The sequence below is a fragment of the Nonomuraea sp. 3N208 genome, assembly GCF_052245935.1.
Taxonomy (GTDB): Bacteria; Actinomycetota; Actinomycetes; order Streptosporangiales; family Streptosporangiaceae; genus Nonomuraea.
Map to the genome: position 1 here is coordinate 49010 of NZ_JBQQBR010000006.1, position 17926 is coordinate 66935.

At 69.4% G+C, this 17926-nt stretch carries 16 protein-coding genes and 1 pseudogene; 11 read left to right on the forward strand and 6 right to left on the reverse strand.

The genetic code is table 11. The features are described 5' to 3' along the window. Positions 1-47: 47 nt before the first annotated feature. Positions 48-2096: an alpha/beta fold hydrolase gene (locus ACTWPT_RS10235; RefSeq protein WP_443177043.1), complete on the forward strand. Its 2049-nt coding sequence runs from the start codon at positions 48-50 to the stop codon at positions 2094-2096. Next, entirely contained in the window at positions 2096-2884 is a 789-nt protein-coding gene (locus ACTWPT_RS10240; RefSeq protein ID WP_443177044.1) for an inositol monophosphatase family protein, read from the forward strand. Before ACTWPT_RS10235 ends, ACTWPT_RS10240 begins: the two co-directional genes overlap by 1 nt. 49 nt (positions 2885-2933) lie before the next feature. Here ACTWPT_RS10240 and ACTWPT_RS10245 read toward each other — a convergent pair whose 3' ends face one another. Beyond that, positions 2934-3098: a hypothetical protein gene (locus ACTWPT_RS10245; RefSeq protein WP_305922371.1), complete on the reverse strand. Its 165-nt coding sequence runs from the start codon at positions 3096-3098 to the stop codon at positions 2934-2936. A gap of 234 nt (positions 3099-3332) precedes the next feature. Between ACTWPT_RS10245 and ACTWPT_RS10250 the strand changes: the two genes are divergently transcribed. From ACTWPT_RS10250 to ACTWPT_RS10265, 4 genes are all read left to right on the forward strand, one after another. Next, positions 3333-3986, forward strand: a complete 654-nt coding sequence (locus ACTWPT_RS10250; protein ID WP_138668011.1) for a response regulator transcription factor — start codon at positions 3333-3335, stop codon at positions 3984-3986. Between the two features lie 38 nt (positions 3987-4024). After that, positions 4025-5293 (forward strand): sensor histidine kinase, encoded by a 1269-nt coding sequence (locus ACTWPT_RS10255; RefSeq protein ID WP_443177340.1) that lies wholly within the window; start codon positions 4025-4027, stop codon positions 5291-5293. A gap of 309 nt (positions 5294-5602) precedes the next feature. Next, positions 5603-5902 (forward strand): DUF4193 domain-containing protein, encoded by a 300-nt coding sequence (locus tag ACTWPT_RS10260; RefSeq protein WP_020542847.1) that lies wholly within the window; start codon positions 5603-5605, stop codon positions 5900-5902. 75 nt (positions 5903-5977) lie between these two features. Further along, a complete protein-coding gene (locus ACTWPT_RS10265) occupies positions 5978-6778 on the forward strand; it encodes a hypothetical protein (RefSeq protein WP_443177045.1) in 801 nt (266 codons plus the stop codon). On the opposite strand, the gene ACTWPT_RS10270 is transcribed toward ACTWPT_RS10265, so the two are convergent. The 3 genes and pseudogenes from ACTWPT_RS10270 to ACTWPT_RS10280 all read right to left on the reverse strand — a co-directional run. Further along, positions 6767-7363 carry a TetR/AcrR family transcriptional regulator gene (locus ACTWPT_RS10270; protein ID WP_443177046.1) on the reverse strand — a complete coding sequence of 199 codons (597 nt, stop codon included), beginning with the start codon at positions 7361-7363 and terminating at the stop codon, positions 6767-6769. The two genes, ACTWPT_RS10265 and ACTWPT_RS10270, sit on opposite strands and share 12 nt — an antisense overlap. Positions 7364-7367: 4 nt before the next feature. Then, a complete protein-coding gene (paaK, locus tag ACTWPT_RS10275; protein ID WP_443177047.1) occupies positions 7368-8666 on the reverse strand; it encodes a phenylacetate--CoA ligase PaaK in 1299 nt (432 codons plus the stop codon). After that, a pseudogene (locus ACTWPT_RS10280) lies at positions 8663-8773 on the reverse strand (phenylacetic acid degradation protein PaaD); the annotation flags it as partial. The gene paaK and the pseudogene ACTWPT_RS10280, both read right to left, overlap by 4 nt. A 117-nt stretch (positions 8774-8890) precedes the next feature. On the opposite strand from ACTWPT_RS10280, the gene paaN reads away from it, so the two are divergent. The 4 genes from paaN to ACTWPT_RS10300 all read left to right on the forward strand — a co-directional run bounded on the left by paaN (position 8891) and on the right by ACTWPT_RS10300 (position 14539). Continuing rightward, positions 8891-10537, forward strand: coding sequence for a phenylacetic acid degradation protein PaaN (gene paaN / locus ACTWPT_RS10285; protein WP_443177048.1), 1647 nt, complete (start codon positions 8891-8893; stop codon positions 10535-10537). Positions 10538-10602: 65 nt separating this feature from the next. After that, on the forward strand, positions 10603-11550 hold the full coding sequence (locus tag ACTWPT_RS10290) for an MBL fold metallo-hydrolase (RefSeq protein WP_443177049.1): 948 nt from the start codon (positions 10603-10605) through the stop codon (positions 11548-11550). Then, entirely contained in the window at positions 11547-13091 is a 1545-nt protein-coding gene (locus tag ACTWPT_RS10295) for an FAD-dependent monooxygenase (RefSeq protein WP_443177050.1), read from the forward strand. The genes ACTWPT_RS10290 and ACTWPT_RS10295 overlap by 4 nt, the downstream gene beginning before the upstream one ends. A 14-nt stretch (positions 13092-13105) precedes the next feature. Next, complete coding sequence (locus ACTWPT_RS10300; protein WP_443177051.1) at positions 13106-14539, forward strand: alpha,alpha-trehalose-phosphate synthase (UDP-forming); 1434 nt, start codon at positions 13106-13108, stop codon at positions 14537-14539. Here ACTWPT_RS10300 and ACTWPT_RS10305 read toward each other — a convergent pair. Beyond that, complete coding sequence (locus ACTWPT_RS10305; protein ID WP_443177052.1) at positions 14472-14756, reverse strand: DUF4235 domain-containing protein; 285 nt, start codon at positions 14754-14756, stop codon at positions 14472-14474. The genes ACTWPT_RS10300 and ACTWPT_RS10305 overlap by 68 nt on opposite strands. A 78-nt stretch (positions 14757-14834) precedes the next feature. Between ACTWPT_RS10305 and valS the strand changes: the two genes are divergently transcribed. After that, positions 14835-17333: a valine--tRNA ligase gene (valS, locus tag ACTWPT_RS10310; protein ID WP_443177053.1), complete on the forward strand. Its 2499-nt coding sequence runs from the start codon at positions 14835-14837 to the stop codon at positions 17331-17333. Positions 17334-17373: 40 nt separating this feature from the next. Here the strand turns inward: valS and ACTWPT_RS10315 are convergent, their stop codons facing one another. Then, a complete protein-coding gene (locus ACTWPT_RS10315) occupies positions 17374-17892 on the reverse strand; it encodes an ArsR/SmtB family transcription factor (protein WP_443177054.1) in 519 nt (172 codons plus the stop codon). Between the last annotated feature and the right edge of the window lie 34 nt (positions 17893-17926).

The following is a 17926-nucleotide window of genomic DNA, read 5'->3' on the forward strand; positions in this document are numbered from 1 at the left end:
CTATTCGGGAGTGCTCGTAGTGCCGGGCTCGCGGTAGGTTCGGGTGAGTGAGCGCATTTACCGACATACGTGAATATGTGGCCATTCCCCGGGTTCTCTCGCTCCGGCTCTCCCCCGACGGCTCCAGGCTGATCTCGACAGTCCAGTCGCTCAACCCCGACGGCAAGTCGTACGGCACCGCGCTCTGGGCGATTCCTCTCGACGGTGATCCCTACCGGCTCACCCGCTCGGCCAAGGGCGAGTCGGCCGCCGTCTTCACGGCCGCGGGCGACGTGCTGTTCACCTCCGCCCGCCCCGACCCCACCGTCAAGGACTCCACGGACGAGGTGCCCGCGCTCTGGCTGCTGCCCCGCGCGGGCGGCGAGGCCCGCCAGGTGGCCGCCAGACCCGGCGGGATCAGCGGGATCCGCACCGCCGGTGACGTGGTCGTGTTCGCCTCCGACGTGCTGGACGGCGAGGAGGCGGCCGAGGAGGACAAGCGCAAGGCCCGCAAGGACGCCGGGATCAGCGCGATCCTGCACGAGGGCAACCCGGTCCGCTACTGGGACCACGACCTCGGCCCCGGCCGCACCCGGCTGTTCGCCGCGCGGCTCGGCGACGACCGGCTCGAGGACGTCCGCGACCTGACGCCCGACGCGGGCGACGCGCTGCGTGACGCCACCTTCGAGCTGACGCCCGACGGCGCCAGTGTGATCACGACGTGGCGCGCGTACCTGCCGAAGGGCGAGATGCGCACCGACCTGGTGATCATCGACGTGGCCACGGGCGAGCGGCGCGCGCTGCTCGGCGATGACGCCCACGACTTCACCCACCCCATCGCGATCTCCCCGGACGGCACCCGCGTGGCCTGCGCGCGTGAGCGGCACACCGGGTGGGACGTTTCGGCCAGGAGCGAGCTGTGGATCGCCGACCTGGCCACCGGCGAGGGCCGTGCCTACGCGCCCGACCTGTTCCCCGCCGACCTCGAGTGGGCGCCGGACTCCTCGGCCGTCTACGTCGCGGCCGATCATCAGGGACGCCGTCCGATCTTCCGTGTCCCGCTGGCCGAGGGCAGGAGCTCGCGACGAGAGAGCGAGGGACGAGCCAACGAGGAGCGAAGCGGGCGCGACCATAAGCACGCGGACGTGGCCAGGCTCACCAGGGACGACGCCGCGTACCTGGGGCTCAACGCCTCCGCCGACGGCCGCTTCATATACGCGCTGCGCAGCGCGGTCAACCTCGCCCCCGCCCCCGCCAGGATCGACGTGGCCACCGGCGAGATCACGGACCTGCCCTCGCCCGCGCCGCGCCCCGAAGTACGCGGCACGCTCACCGAGATCTCGGCCACCGCCGACGACGGCGCCACGATCCGCGGCTGGCTCGCACTGCCCGAGGGCGCCTCCGCCGCGGACCCGGCGCCGTTCCTGCTGTTCATCCACGGTGGCCCCGTCGCCTCCTGGAACGACTGGCAGTGGCGCTGGCAGGCGTGGATCATGGCCGAGCACGGTTACGCCGTGTTGATGCCGGACCCGTGCCTGTCCACCGGTTACGGTCAGGACATGATCGATCGCGGCTGGGGCAACTGGGGCCCGCGCACCCAGGCCGACCTCGACGCGATCGTGGACGTGGCCCTGGCCAGGGACGACATCGACAGCGAACGCGTCGCCGCCCTGGGCGGCTCGTTCGGCGGCTACATGGCCAACTGGCTCGCCGGCCACACCGACCGCTACCAGGCCATTGTCACCCACGCCTCGCTGTGGAACCTCGACCAGTTCGCCGGCACCACCGACGCCCCGATGTACTGGCAGCGCGAGTTCGGCGTGCCCGGTTCCGAGCGGTACGAGCTGCTGTCCCCGCATGTCGCCCTCGACAAGATCACCACGCCGATGCTCGTGATCCACGGCGACAAGGACTACCGCGTGCCGATCGGCGAGGCCCTCCGCCTGTGGTGGGACCTGCGGCGCACCGAGGTCGACTCGAAGTTCCTGTACTTCCCCGACGAGAACCACTGGATCCTGAAGCCGGGCAACATCGTCGCCTGGTACGAGACCGTGCTCGCCTTCCTGGGCCGGCACGTGCTCGACCAGGAGTGGAAGCGCCCGGACTCGGTGGCGTGATGACCGCTTTCGTCAGACTGGCCGAGGACATCGCCCGCGAGGCGGGGGACATGCTGCTCGCCAAGCGGCCCACGATGTCGGAGGAGATCGAGACCAAGTCCAGCCCCACCGACGTGGTCACCGCCCTGGACACGGCGTCCGAGGAGCTCATCCGCGAGCGCATCCAGGCCGCCAGGCCCGGCGACCGCATCCTCGGTGAGGAAGGCGGCGAGGAGCCCGGCGAGTCCGACGTCCGGTGGATCGTCGACCCCATCGACGGCACCGTCAACTTCCTGTACGGCCTGCCGGACTGGGCGGTGTCGATCGCCGTCGAGGTCGGCGGCCAGGTCGTGGCCGGCGTGGTGAACATCCCGATGCGTGGCGAGGTCTACACGGCCGCGCTCGGCGAGGGCGCCTGGCTCGGTGGCGAGCGGCTGCGCTGCAACACCGGGGTTCCGCTGGCGCAGGCGCTGGTCGCGACCGGGTTCGGCTACGGGGTGGCCAGACGGGCCGTGCAGGGACAGGTGGTGGCGGCGGTGCTGCCGCGGGTGCGTGACATCAGGCGCGGCGGCTCGTGCGCCATCGACATGTGCTCGCTGGCGGCCGGGCGGGTGGACGCGTACTACGAGCGTGGCATCAACCCGTGGGACTACGCCGCCGCCGGTCTGGTGGCGACCGAATCCGGGGCCAGACTCGGCGGGCTGCGCGGCAGGCCGGTGAGTCCGGAGTTCGCGATCTGCGCCGCTCCCGGGCTGTTCGAGGAGCTGCACGACCTGCTGGCGACGCTGGATCCCGAGCGCGACGCGTGAGCTGAAAGGGGAAACGGCCGGAGCCAGGTGCTCCGGCCGTTTCGCGTGGCTAGCGGGGCAACGCGATGCCGTGATCGTCCGCCAGTCGGCGCAGGTCCTCGATCTCGGCGGTGAGTGTGTCGGCGAGGTATTCGTCGCCGACGCTTCGGGCCTCCCGAAGGCCCTCATAAGCCTGGTCGAGGCGGTGTTCGATCGTGGTCGTGAACTCGCCCATCTCACCTTCTCTCTAGGGGTTCGTTCCGTGTCCGGGCGATACGCGCCCATTGCCGGTCGATGTCCTGGCAATGGGTGTCCCGCAGGCATACCCCGGGTCATCGCCCTCCGAAACATGAATTTCTCTGTGCCCTGCCTCCCCTGGCGGTCACCAACCCCTGAACATGCCTTACCGTGCGCTTATCGAGGCTGTGGGCAGAATGAGTGCCCAGAATCGGAGAGAGGTGTATCAGGCGTGCGAGTGCTGGTGGTAGAGGATGAGCGGGTGCTCGCCGACGCGATCGCGACCGGGCTGCGGCGCGAGGCCATGGCGGTGGACGTGGCCTACGACGGCGGTGGCGCGCTCGAGCGGACCTCCTACATCGACTACGACGTGATCGTGCTGGACCGTGACCTTCCGGTCGTGCACGGGGACGAGGTGTGCCGGCAGCTGGTCGAGCAGCGGACAGCCTCGCGCATCCTCATGCTGACCGCGTCGGGGGACGTGGACGACAAGGTCGAAGGGCTCGGTCTGGGGGCCGACGACTATCTGGCCAAGCCGTTCGTGTTCATCGAGCTGGTGGCCCGGGTGCGGGCGCTCGGCCGCCGCTCGGCGCCTGCCCTGCCGCCCGTGCTGGAGCGGGCCGGGATCCGGCTCGACCCGGGCAAGCGGCTGGTGGAGCGCGACGGCAGGGAGGTCGTGCTGACCAAGAAGGAGTTCGCGGTCCTGGAAGAGCTGATGCGTGCCGAGGGCGCCGTGGTCAGCCAGGAGGACCTGCTGGACAAGGCGTGGGACGAGAACATCGACCCGTTCACGAACGTGGTCCGGGTGACCATGATGACGCTGCGGAAGAAGCTGGGCGAGCCTCAGGTGATCGAGACTGTGCCCGGGGTTGGGTACAAGTTGTGACAGACGGGCCAGAGCGCCAGACGGGGCCGACGCATCCGATGATCAGCCCGCACTCGGCGCGGAAAGCAGCACGTGTGCAGGAGGCGCCGCCGCCCGCCGGGCCGCCCGCCTGGGACGGACCGCCGCCGCCTGAGCACACGCCGATCCAGCGCACCACGATGGAGCGGGTGAAGGCGCTCCCGGAGCGGGTCAGCATCCGCTGGCGGCTGACGCTGGCCTACAGCCTGTTGTTCTTCATGGCCGCGGCCGCCCTGCTCTACTCCATCTACGCCATCGTCGGCAGGGCGATCGCCGAGGCGTGGCTGCCGCTGGACACCTCCCAGCTCGACGCGATCTCGGCCGCGATCATGCAGAACCGGTGGAGCGCGGCCAGGGAGCGGGCCGTGGAGAACGCTCAGAGCACGTTGTTCAGCAGCTCGCTGATGGCGCTGCTGGGCGTCGGGATCCTGGCGATCATCCTCGGCTACTTCGTCGCCGACCGGGCCATGCGACCGGTGGCGCAGATGACGGCCACGGCACGCAAGCTCTCGGAGAGCACGCTCGCCCACCAGCGCATCGACCTGCAGGGCCCCAACGACGAGCTGAAGGAGCTGGCCGACACCTTCGACGCCATGCTCACCAGGCTCAACATCGCCTTCGATACCCAGCGCAGGTTCGTGGCCAACGCCTCCCACGAATTGCGCACCCCTCTCACCATCAACCGGACGGTCCTGGAGATCGCCCTGTCGGATCCGGAGGCGTCGCAGGACCTCAAAGCGCTCGGCCGTACTCTGCTGGAAGTCAACGCGCGTAACGAGAAGCTCATCGAGGGCCTGCTGCTGCTCGCCAGGAGCGAGCGCGAACTCGCCGTGCGCAAACCGGTCGACGTCCGGGAGGTCGCTGAGACGGCCGTGGAACAGCTCGCGCCCTTCGCCGAGGAACACGGCGTCACGGTGACGACCGATCTGGTCAGCGCGCCTACCATAGGCGATCCCGTGCTCTTGGAGCGCTCCGTCGGCAACCTGCTGGAGAACGCGGTCAAGTACAACATTCCTGAAAATGGAAAAGTCTGGATCCGGACGGGAATGGTGGACGGTGTCTTGGTTGTTCAGGTGGCCAACACGGGACAGCACGTCCCGGCGTACGAGGTGAACAGCCTGTTCGAGCCGTTCAGGAGGCTCAGCGCCGACCGCGTGGAATCGGCCAAGGGAGCGGGTCTCGGGCTGTCCATCGTCCGTGCGGTCGTACAGGCTCACGGCGGAAATGTGGCCGCCGTGCCTAGAGATGGCGGAGGACTTGTGGTGACGATTCGGCTGCCGAGGCGCTGACTGCGGTTGCTTCTGGAACGTTCGTCCGCGTGTTGATGGACGGGGGGAGTCTCGTTCTCGCCGCACATGTGGTTGGATGTGCCGTCGAACACGGTGGTGCATGGCGCCAAGGCTGTGGGTTTCGCCATATTTGGCTAACCATTGCCGACGGCAGCAGGCACTGACGTGTTGGGAGGTTCGTTGTCCGTTCTCGCGGGGTACCGATGGGAAATCTCCCCGGAGGAACGGGCACAAGATGGGTCTCCTGGACGTTAGTAGAGCGCGCAACGAGCGCGAAGACTTATAGATGAGGGGGATGGAGTAAGCACAATGGCTACCGACTACGACAGCCCGCGCAAGACAGACGACGACCTGGGGGAGGACAGCCTCCAGGAGCTTCAGGCGCGGCGCACCGACAAGTCGTCTGGCAGCATCGACATCGACGAGACCGATCTGGCCGAGTCGCTGGAGCTGCCCGGTGCGGACCTGTCGAACGAAGAGCTCTCCCTGCGGGTGATTCCCCGCCAGGCCGACGAGTTCACCTGCTCACGCTGCTTCCTGGTGCATCACCGCAGCCAGCTGGCCTCGGAGAAGAACGGCCAGCAGGTCTGCCGGGAGTGCGCCGCCTGATCGCCGTGGCTCAGGGTCCGACAGCAAGCGAGCCGGCGAACCCTGAGCGGTGGACAATGAGGACGGAGGCATCGCGTGGCCGTACCGGAGAAAGACCGTCAACAATCAGGCAACGAGATCGCCGACCCTGACAAAGAGGTCGGCGAGCTCGTCGGCCAGCTCACCGAGCCCGGTGAGCTGGAGCCGGCCGAGCGGCGCAGGCTGCTCGGCCGACTAGCCCAGGCCCTGTCCGCGGGAGCGAAGAGGGCCCGCGAGACCGGCGCCGGCCGGGGGCGCTGGCTGGCGGACGTCTTCCTCAACATCGCCCCGCGCATTCCGATCCGCGACCTGCACACCCTCTCCGAGCATCATCACGGCCTGACCGGCGAGCAACTCGCCGACGACCTGGTGCGCACCGCGCAGAAGGCCACGATGACGGTGGGCGCCATCGGCGGAGCGCTCGCGGCGGCCGAGTTCGCCGCACCACCTCTTCTGCTCTCCGCCCCCGCGCAGCTCGTCGCCGAGACCATCGTCGTCGCCGCCATCGAGGTGAAACTCCTGGCCGAGCTACACGAGGTCTACGGCGTACGTGTCCAGGGCAGCGGCACTCAGCGCGCCTTCATGTTCACCTCCGCCTGGGCCAAACAACGTGGGATCGACCCCCTCGCTCCCACGTCCGTTTCGCTCGCGTTCGGTGCGGCCGCCAAGACGGCCCTGCGTAACCGCCTCCTGCGGACCCTCGGCCGCCATCTGACCACGCTCGGCCCGTTCCTCACCGGGGCGGTCGCCGGCGGCGCGCTCAACAGGGCCGCCACCAAGAGGCTGGCCGAGGCCGTGCGCAATGACTTGCGCGGCAAGCTGCCCCCGCCGCCGCGCCAGGACGAGCTACCGTCGTAGGCCGCCGAAGGCCATCTTGACCAGCGCGTCGGCCAGGTCCTCTGCCGAGGCGCCCGGCACCGGTCGATACCACTCCGCGATCGAGTTGACCGTGCCGAACAACAGCCGGGTCAGCAGCGCGGGGTCCACGTCAGGGCGGACAGTCCCCTCCTCCGCCGCCGCCCTGACCAGCCCGCCGACGAAAACGTCGAACTCCTGCCGCCGCTCCAGCGCCGCCTGCTCCGTCAGGCTGTTGCCGCGCACCCTGAGCAGCAGCGTCACGTACGGCAGCCGGTCGATGAGCAGCCGCACGCTCTGCCGCACGACCCACTCCAGACGGTCGATCGCCGGGCCGGTGGCCGCCCGCTCGTCGGAGGCCAGCTCGAACAGCCCGTCCAGCGCCCGGTCGAGCGCCCGCGCCAGCAGTTGCTCCTTGCCCGGCACGTGGTAGTAGATCGCCGACTTGGTGACGCCGAGCGCTCTGGCCAGATCCTCCATGCTCGTCCCGTCGTAGCCGCGCTCATTGAAGACGCCCACGGCGATCGACAACACGGACTCGGGATCATGCCCGCGCCGGCGCGAAGGGGTGGAGGTGGGGGTAACCATATGCCTAATTATCCTGACGCGAGTCGATGACCCGTCTCAGCTTCCCCACCGACCGCTCCAGCGTCTCGGGGTCGACCACCTCGACCTCCACGCTCACGCCGACGTTCTGCTTGACCGCCTCACGCAGGTCGTCCCCCGCCTCCGCCCGCCCCTCGAAGCCTGCCCGCGCCTCGACCATGACGGTCATCACGTCAAGTCGCTCCGGGCGGGTCAGGTGCAGCTGGAAGTGCGGCGACAGGCCCGGCACCCGCAGCACGAGCTCCTCGATCTGGGTCGGGAACACGTTCACGCCCCGCAGGATGATCATGTCGTCCGTCCGGCCCGTCACCTTCTCCATGCGCCGGAAAGCCGGCCTGGCGGTGCCCGGCAGCAGCCTGGTCAGGTCGCGCGTGCGGTAGCGGATGATCGGCATGGCCTCTTTGGTGAGGCTCGTGAGCACCAGCTCGCCGGCGTCCGCCGGCTCGCCGGTGAACGGGTCGACCGTCTCCGGGTAGAAGTGATCCTCCCAGACGTGCAGGCCGTCCTTGCTCTCCACGCACTCGTTGGCCACGCCGGGTCCGATCACTTCCGACAGCCCGTAGATGTCGACGGCGTGCAGGTCGAAACCGTCCTCGAGCTCCTCCCGCATGCGCTCGGTCCACGGCTCGGCCCCGAAGATCCCGATCCGCAACGACGACGCGCGCGGATCCAGCCCTTGTGCCGCGAACTCGTCCAGCAAGGCCAGCATGTACGACGGCGTCACCATGATGATGTCCGGCCGCAGGTCCGCGATCAGCCGCACCTGCCTGGGCGTCATGCCGCCGGAGACCGGCACCACGGTGCAGCCCAGCCGCTCGGCCCCGTAATGCGCGCCCAGGCCGCCGGTGAACAGGCCGTAGCCGTAGGCCACGTGCACGAGGTCGCCTGGCCTGCCGCCCGAGGCGCGGATCGAGCGGGCCATGACGTCCGCCCAGAGGTCGATGTCCCTCCTGGTGTAGCCCACCACCGTCGGCTGTCCCGTGGTGCCGCTGGAGGCGTGGACCCTGACCACCTGCTCGCGCGGGACGGCGAACATGCCGAACGGGTAGTGGTCGCGCAGGTCCTGCTTCGTGGTGAAGGGGAACGCCGTCAGGTCGCCCAGGTCCTTGCAGTCGCTTGGATGCACACCAGTACTGTCAAATTTTTGCCGATAAAAGGGGACATTTTCGTAGGCGTGGCTGAGCGTCCACCGCAGGCGCTCCAGCTGCAGTGCCATGAGCTCGTCGCGGGAGGCCCGCTCGATCGGGTCGAGCTCGTCCGGCTTCGGGGGATCGGCGCGTCTCATTTCAGTTCTCGGCTCCGGCCGCGGAACTCCGCGACCACCTGTCCGTCCGGCCTGCGTACCGTGATGTCGTAGATGCCGCTGCGGCCGTAGCGGGTCCGCTCGGCGGCCTCGGGGCATCCATCATCCGACGCGCGCTCTCCAACGCAGGTCTCCCTTGTCAACTGACCGAATGTTCGGTAAACACTTCACCGTCTGGTCGATCTCTGTCAAGACGGTGAGCAACCATGTTCGAACAGCACCGCGACACCCTGGAGAAAGCCCTTTCCGCGATCGCCGGACGGGGATACTGGAGCGCCTACCCCGAGTCGCCGAGCCCGCGCGTGTACGGCGAAGGGGCGGCCGAGCGGGGCAAGGAGGTGTTCGAGTCCTACCTCGGCAAGCCGTTCCCCCTCGACCAGCCCGGCACCGGGACGTGGATCGGCGCCGAGCGCTCGCCGTACGGGATCGACCTCGGCGTCACCTACCCCGAGCCTGTCGTCGAGGACCTCATCGGCGCCGCCAAGGCGGCGATGCCGGCCTGGCGCGACGCCGGCCCTGACACCCGCGCCCTGACCTGCGTCGAGATCGTCAACCGCATCAACCAGCACAGTTTCGAGCTCGCCAACGCGGTGCAGCACACGACCGGGCAGGCGTTCGTGATGGCGTTCCAGGCCGGCGGGCCGCACGCGCAGGACCGCGCGCTGGAGGCCGTCGCGTACGGCTACGCCGCCATGACGTCCTCGGCCTCGATCGCCCACTGGGAGAAACCGGGCAAAGGCGAGCCGCTCGCCATGGACAAGCGCTTCACCGTCGTGCCCAGGGGCGTCGCGCTGGTGATCGGGTGCAACACGTTCCCGACGTGGAACGCGTACCCGGGGTTGTTCGCCTCGCTCGTCACCGGCAACCCGGTGATCGTCAAGCCGCATCCCCGGGCCGTGCTGCCGCTCGCGATCACCGTGCGGATCGCCCGCGACGTGCTGGCCGAGGCGGGTTTCGACCCGGCGCTCGTGTCGCTGGCCGCCGAGGAGGGGCGGGGGCTGGCCAAGACCCTGGCCACGCACCCGGACGTCCGCATCGTCGACTTCACCGGCTCCACCGAGTTCGGCGAGTGGCTGGAGCAGAACGCCCGCCAGGCCCTCGTGCACACCGAGAAGGCCGGGGTCAACACCGTCGTCATCGACTCCACCGACTCCTGGCGGGGCATGCTGGGCAATCTGGCGTTCTCGTTGTCGCTCTACAGCGGGCAGATGTGCACCGCGCCGCAGAACATCCTCGTCCCCGCCGGCGGGATCGAGACGGACGAGGGGCACAAGAGCTTCGTCGAGGTCGCCGCGGGGCTGTCGGCGGCGGTCGGCAAGTTGCTCGGCGATGACGCGCGGGCGGTCGAGCTGACCGGCGCCATCGTCAACCCGGACGTGCTGGTGCGTGTGGAAAGCGCGCCCTCGCTGGGGGATGTGGTCCTGCCGTCGCGGGCCGTCCAGCATCCGTCGTTCCCTGACGCGGTGATCAGGACGCCGGTGATCGTCCGGGTGGACCCGTCCGCCTCCGACGTCTACGGACGTGAGCATTTCGGACCGATCGCGTTCCTCGTTCCTACGGCCTCCACCGAGGAGAGCCTGGAGGTGCTGCGCCGCACGACCAAGGCGCGCGGGGCGCTCACCGCATCCGCCTATTCGACCTCTCCGGAGGTGCTCGACCAGGCCGAGAGCGCCGCGCTGGACGCGGGCGTGAACCTGTCGTGCAACCTGACCGCCGGTGTCTTCGTCAACCAGTCGGCCGCCTTCAGCGACTACCACGGCACCGGCGCCAACCCGGCCGCCACGGCGTCCCTCACCGACCCCGGCTACGTGGCGGGCCGTTTCCACCTGGTGCAGTTCCGCCGCCCGGCATGACCCCGCCCAGGGAGGGGGCTGCGAGAGCGGGAAGGGATTCTACGAGTGGTGACGGGAGGAGAGCCATGGCCAAGCCGTTCGCCTCGTCGGCGGATCTCGGTGAGAAGAGGCAGACCCTGGAGGTTCTGGCGGACGGCGTGTACGCGCTCACCGCCGAGGGAGACCCCAACGTGGGCGCCATCGAGGGCGAGGACTTCCTCGTCTGCTTCGAGGCCCTGGCCACACCCGTGGCCGCCGGCGAGTGGCTGACCAGGCTGCGTGCGCACACCGGCAAGCCGATCAGGTATCTCGTGCTGTCCCACTACCACGCGGTGAGGGTGCTGGGCGCGTCGGCGTTCGGCGCGGACGTGATCGTGACCCACGACAAGACCCGCGAGCTGATCGCCGAGCGGGGCGAGCAGGACTGGGCCAGTGAATACGCGAGGATGCCCCGCCTGTTCAAGGAGCCCGCGTCGATCCCCGGCCTGACGTGGCCGACAGCCACGTTCAGCGACACGTTCACCATCGACCTGGGCGGCGACCGGGGCGACCTGGTGCTGGCCTACTGCGGTCGCGGCCACACCGAGGGCGACCTGGTGGCGTGGCTGCCGCGCCACCGGATCATGTTCGCCGGCGACCTGGTCGAGTCGCAGGCCGCCCTCTACACCGGTGACGCCTTCCACCGGGAGTGGTCCACGACGACCCTGGACAGGGTGGCGTCGTTCGGGGCGGAGATGCTGGTCGGCGGCAGGGGAGCGGTGGCCAGGGGGAAGGCAGGAGTTGACGCCGCCATCGCGCAGACCCGTGACTTCCTCCAGGTCATGCTGCGCGAGGTGAGCGCCGCCGGCACGCTGAAGGAGGCGTTCGGCAACACACATCGCGCTCTGGAGCCCCGCTACGGAGCCTGGCCGATCTTCGAGCACTGCCTGCCGTTCAACGTCTCCCGGCTCTGGGACGAACTGCACGGCGTCGAGCGGCCGCGCATCTGGACCGCCGAGCGCGACCGCGAGGTCTGGAACGAGCTGCAGTCGTGAACACCGAGCCGCAGGTCATCGTGATCGGCGCGGGGCCGGTCGGGCAGAGTGCCGCGTTGTTGCTGGCCCGCTGGGGCATCCAGGTGCTGGTGCTGGACCGGCGGCCGGAGCGGGACGCGGGCGGGTCGCGCTCCATCTGCCAGCAGCGTGACGTGCTCGACGTCTGGGCCGCCGTGGGGGCGGGCAAGGTGGCCGAGGAGGGGCTGACCTGGACGACCGCGCGCACCTACTACCGCGACCGCGAGCTGTTCTCCTGGTCGTTCGAGCGGGAGGGCCCGATGCCCCCGTTCGTGAACATCTCGCAGGCGCGCACCGAGCAGATCCTCGACGAGGCCATCGCCGGGCAGCCGCTCATCGAGGTCCGCTGGAACCACGAGGCCACCGGGCTCACGCAGGACGCCTCCGGCGTCACGGTGCACTGCGGGCAGCGGCTGCTGCGGGCGCCGTACGTGCTGGTCTGCGCCGGAGCCCGGGCCCAGCAGGTACGCCAGTCGCTCGGCGTCACGTTCGACGGGGAGACGTTCGACGACCAGTTCCTGATCTGCGACATCAAGGCCGACCTGCCGGAGTGGGAGAACGAGCGCCGCTTCTACTTCGACCCCGTCTGGAATCCGGGACGGCAGGTGCTGATCCACCCGTGTCCCGGAGGCATGTTCAGGATCGACTGGCAGATCGCGCCCGACTTCATCCCAACAAAGACTGATATTTCGCGAAAAATCAGGCAAATCATTGGAGAGCGGTCCTACGAGCTGATCTGGTACAGCACGTACCGCTTCCACTCCCGCATCGCCTCCCGCATGCGGGTCGGCAGGGTCCTGCTGGCCGGCGATTGCGCCCACCTGGTGGCCCCGTTCGGCGCGCGCGGGCTCAACTCCGGCGTGCCCGACGCTGAGAACGCGGCATGGAAGCTGGCCTTCGTGCTCAACGGCTGGGCCGGGGAGGGCCTGCTGGAGTCGTACCACGTCGAGCGGCACGCGGCCGCGCGGGAGAACCTCGAGGTCACCGCCGCCACCATGCGTTTCCTGGCGCCCAGCAGCGTGGAGGAGCGGATGCACAGGCGGGCGGTGCTGGAGGGCGGGCTGGTCGCGGAGGTGGACTCCGGGCGCTTCGCCGAGCCGTACTGGTATGTCGACTCGCCGCTGACCACGCCAGAGCCGACGCGGCCCTTCGCGGGCAGGCCGCCCAAAGGGGCGTTGTGCCCGCCCGCGCCCGGTGTGATCCTGCCCGACGCGGGCATTCCGGGCGGGCGGCTGCGCGAGTTCTGCCGGGATGGATTTCTAGTACTTCTGGGTGATATGTGCGATTCGAGTTTGTTTGTGCAGGTCCTGGGCAAGGTCACTACGGCGCCGCTCGCCGTACGCGGGCTCGCGGAGATGGATGGGACCGGCTCGCTCAGTGAAAGGCTTGGCGCAGGGCAGGATGAGGCATGGCTCATCAGGCCCGACTCTCACATCGCTGCGATCACCCCCCGCGCGAGGCCGGAGTCGGTGGCGGCCGCTTTGAGCCGCGCGCTGGGCGGCTCGCCTGACATGACCCCATAAGAGGAGGGAACTGCGTGACTGGCCGGAGCTCGTTTCTGATCGTTGCGAACCGCTTGCCGGTGGACAGGACGATCGAGCCAGACGGAACGGCCTCGTGGCGCAGGAGCCCTGGCGGGCTCGTCACGGCGATCGCGCCGGTGATGCGGCGCCGCCACGGAGCCTGGGCCGGTTGGCATGGGGCGCCCGACGAGAAACTGGAGCCGTTCGAGCAGGGCGGCATGAACTTGATCCCGGTCCCGTTGTCGGCCACCGAGGTGGAGCTCTACTACGAGGGCTTCTCCAACGCCACGCTGTGGCCGCTCTACCACGACGTCGTGGCGCCGCCCGTGTTCGACCGGGCGATGTGGGAGACCTACCGGGAGGTCAACGAGCGCTTCGCCAACGCCGCCGCCGAGGCGGCCGAGGAAGGCGCGGTCGTCTGGGTGCAGGACTACCAGCTCCAGCTGGTGCCTGCCATGCTGCGCAGGCTCAGGCCCGACCTGCGGATCGGGTTCTTCCTGCACATCCCCTTCCCTCCGGTCGAGCTGTTCTGGCGGCTGCCGTGGCGCAAGGAGCTGGTCGAGGGCCTGCTCGGGGCCGACTTGGTCGGCTTCCAGCTGCCCGGCGGGGCCTCTAACTTCCGCAGGCTGTGCCGGCGGCTCCTGGGGCTGCCGTACAAGGGGAACGAGATCTTCCTCGACGACCGCATCGTCCAGACGCAGGCGTTCCCGATCTCCGTTGACTTCGGGCACCTCGACTCGCTGGTGCGCGAGTCGAGCGTCGTCGCGCGGGCCAAGGAGATCAGGGTGGAGCTCGGCGACCCCGAGCACGTGCTGCTCGGCGTGGACCGCCTGGACTACACCAAGGGGATCGGCCAGCGGCTCGAGGCGTTCGGCGAGCTGCTGAAGGACGGGCGGCTGCAGACGGGCGAGGCGGTCTTCGTGCAGATCGCCACGCCGAGCAGGGAACGGGTGGAGGAGTACCGGCGGCTGCGCGACGACATCGAGCTGCAGGTGGGGCGGATCAATGGCGAGCACGCGCAGCTCGGCTACCAGCCGGTCGTGTACTTCCACCAGTCCTACGACCACGAGGAGCTGGCCGCGCTCTATCTCGCCGCCGACGTCATGGTCGTGACCCCGCTGCGCGACGGGATGAACCTGGTGGCCAAGGAGTACATCTCCTGCCATCACGACCTGCACGGCGCGCTGGTGCTCAGCGAGTTCGCGGGGGCCGCCGACGAGCTGCGGCAGGCCTATCTGGTCAATCCGTACGACGTGGAGGACGTCAAGCGGCAGATGCTGGCCGCGATGCGGGCCACGCCGCACGAGCTGGCCCGGCGGATGCGTACGATGCGCCGCCGGGTCGCCACCTACGACGTGGACCGCTGGGCGAGCGAGTTTCTCACTGCCCTGGAGTCACCTGCTTCAGAGACTTCCACGCGTCGTAGCGCTTCTTGGCGGTCCGGTTGACCACGATCTGCGCCACGGACATGCCGACGCCCATGAGCACGGCGTAGCCGATGGCCTCGCCCATGCTGACCTCGGGTGACTCTGTGTCGACCGGCGGCTCCTTGCCGGTCGTCTTCACCCAGACGAACCCGAGGAGCTTCTTCATCGCCCACCCCGTCACCAGACCCACGAGGCCGCCGATGATCCGCCAGGCCACGTCGGGCTTGTCGTCCGCCATCCCGATCTCCTTCCCCATATGTAACGAACACTAGTCTCTACCGCGTGTGCGGCCGGTGAAGCCGTACCATAAGGAGGCATGACTCAGCAGCGACTACGCCATGCATCCATGCCGGAAAAGCCGACCCTTGACGGCTTGGAGCAGGTATGGGTAGCTCGCTGGGAGGCCGACGGCACCTACCGCTTCGACCGGTCCAAGTCGCGCGATCAGGTCTACTCGATCGACACGCCGCCGCCGACCGTGTCCGGCTCGCTGCACGTCGGTCACGTCTTCTCCTTCACCCAAACCGACATCATGGCCCGCTACCAGCGGATGATCGGTAAAGCGGTCTTCTACCCCATCGGCTGGGACGACAACGGCCTGCCCACGGAGCGGCGGGTGCAGAGCGTCTACGGCGTGCGGTGCGACCCGTCGCTACCGTACGACCCCGACTTCGTTCCACCGGAGAAGCCCGGCAAACGCGAGATCTCGATCTCGCGGCGCAACTTCGTGGAGCTGTGCCACCAGCTGACCGCGCTCGACGAGCAGGCGTTCGAGGAGGTGTGGCGGCGGGTCGGCCTCTCGGTGGACTGGTCGCTGCTCTACACCACGATCGGCGACGGTGCGCGGGCGGTGTCGCAGCGGGCGTTCCTGCGGAATCTGGCGCGCGGCCAGGCCTACCTGGCCGAGGCGCCGACGTTGTGGGACGTCAGCTTCCGCACCGCGGTCGCGCAGGCCGAGCTGGAGGACCGGGAGTGGCCCGGCGCCTTCCACCGGATCTCGTTCTACGGCGAGAAGGGGCCCGTCTGGATCGAGACGACCAGGCCCGAGCTGATCCCGGCGTGCGTGGCGCTGGTCGCGCACCCCGACGACGAGCGTTACCAGGGGCTGTTCGGCACGTCGGTGCTGACGCCGCTGTTCGGGGTCGAGGTGCCGGTGCTGGCGCACCACCTGGCCGAGCCGGACAAGGGCTCCGGCATCGCGATGATCTGTACGTTCGGCGACATCACCGACGTCACCTGGTGGCGGGAGCTGCGGCTGCCGATCCGGCCGGTCATCGGCTGGGACGGGCGGCTGCTTCCGGAGCCGCCGGAGGACGTTGACGCGGAGCCGTACAAGGAGCTGGCCGGCAAGACCGTGCACAGCGCGCGCGAGCGGATCGTGGAGATGCTGCGCGAGTCAGGCGACCTGGAGGGCGAGCCGCGGCCCGTCACACGGACGGTGAAGTTCTACGAGCGCGGCGACAAGCCGCTGGAGATCGTCACCACCCGCCAGTGGTACATCCGCAACGGCGGCAGGGACGAGGAGCTGCGGCGGCAACTGCTGGCGCGCGGGCGCGAGCTGAGCTGGCATCCGCCGCACATGCGGGTGCGCTACGACAACTGGGTCGAAGGGCTCACCGGCGACTGGCTGATCTCCCGCCAGCGCTTCTTCGGCGTGCCGTTCCCGGTGTGGTATCCGATCGACGAGTCCGGGCAACCGGTCCACGACGCGCCGATCGTGCCGGGGGAGGACATGCTGCCGATCGACCCGTCCTCCGACGTGCCGCCCGGCTTCAGCGAGGACCAGCGCGGCGTGCCCGGCGGGTTCATGGCCGACCCGGACGTCATGGACACGTGGGCCACCTCGTCGCTCACGCCGCAGATCGCCGGCCGCTGGGAGAGCGACGACGACCTGTTCAAGCGGGTCTTCCCCGCCGACCTGCGGCCGCAGGCCCACGAGATCATCCGCACCTGGCTGTTCGCGACCGTGGTCAGGTCGCACTACGAGTTCGACGGTCTGCCGTGGAGCGACGTCGCGATCTCCGGGTGGATCCTCGACCCGGACCGCAAGAAGATGTCCAAGTCCAAGGGCAACGTGGTCACGCCCATGGACCTGCTGGAGCAGCACGGCTCCGACGCCGTGCGCTATTGGGCGGCGAACGGGCGCTACGGCGTGGACACGGCGTTCGACGTCGGGCAGCTCAAGATCGGGCGGCGGCTCGCCATCAAGATCCTCAACGCGTCCAAGTTCGTGCTCGGGCTGGCCGAGAGCGACGGCGAGGTCACCGAGCCGCTCGACCTGTCGATGCTGGCGGCCCTGTCGGAGGCCGTGCGCGAGGCCGGCGCGGCGTTCGAGGCCTACGACCACACGCGGGCGCTTGAGGCCGTGGAGCGCTTCTTCTGGGCGTTCTGCGACGACTACCTGGAGCTGGTCAAGGCACGGGCCTACGACGGATCCGCCTCCGCCCACGCGGCGCTGCGGCAGGCGCTCGACGTGCTGCTGCGGCTGTTCGCGCCGTTCCTGCCGTTCGTGACCGAAGAGGTGTGGTCCTGGTGGCGGGAGGGCTCGGTGCACCGTGCGCCGTGGCCCGTCGCCGAGCCCGGCCCGGGGAATCCGGCGGTGCTCGCCGTGGCCTCGGACGTGCTCGGGCGGGTGCGCAAGGCCAAGTCCGAGGCCAAGCTGTCGATGCGGGCCGAGGCGTCCCGGCTGACGGTCACGGGCCCCGAGGTGGAGCTGGTGCGGCAGGCGCAGGACGATCTGTGCGCCGCGGGCAACGTCGAGGAGTTCGTGCTCGACCACGGTGACGAGCTGAGGGTCGAGGTCCAGCTGGGCTGACGCTCATGGAAAGCGGGGGACACCGCGTCCCCCGCTTTCTTCATGTGTCGCGGCCGACGTCGCGGTGGAGTGCGACGAACAGCGAGTACGCCTCCGCGTCCCGCGGCGGCTGCCGCTCGCGGAAGTCCTCGAACACCTCCCGCAGCCGCCGCTGCAACTCGGCGAGCCCGTCGGCGTCGAGCCTGAGCCCCAGCCTGGTGAAGTTGCCCTCCTCGACGTCGACGAGCTTGATCTCCTCCAGGAAGGCGTCGAGCATCGCCGCGTTGGCGCCGGTGACGCCGCTCTCGCGCACGTCCATCTCCCAGGACTTGCCGGTGGCCCGGTAGGGGATCTCGGTCGAGCCGCGCGGCCCGGGGCGGCTGGGCTCGGCGGCCAGGAAACCGGTCTCGACCAGCTTGCGCACGTGGTGGAGCGTGGTGGCGGGGTTGGCGACGAGCCGCTGGGCGATCTCCTTGTTGGTCAACGCCTGGTCGAGGCAGAGCCGCAGGATGCGCAGGCGGGAGGCGGAGGCCAGGGCGCGGGCCTCCGCCTCGGTGGCGGGGCGGCGTTTGTTGCCCATGGCAGGCCACCCTACAACTGATTGACTTTTCCCA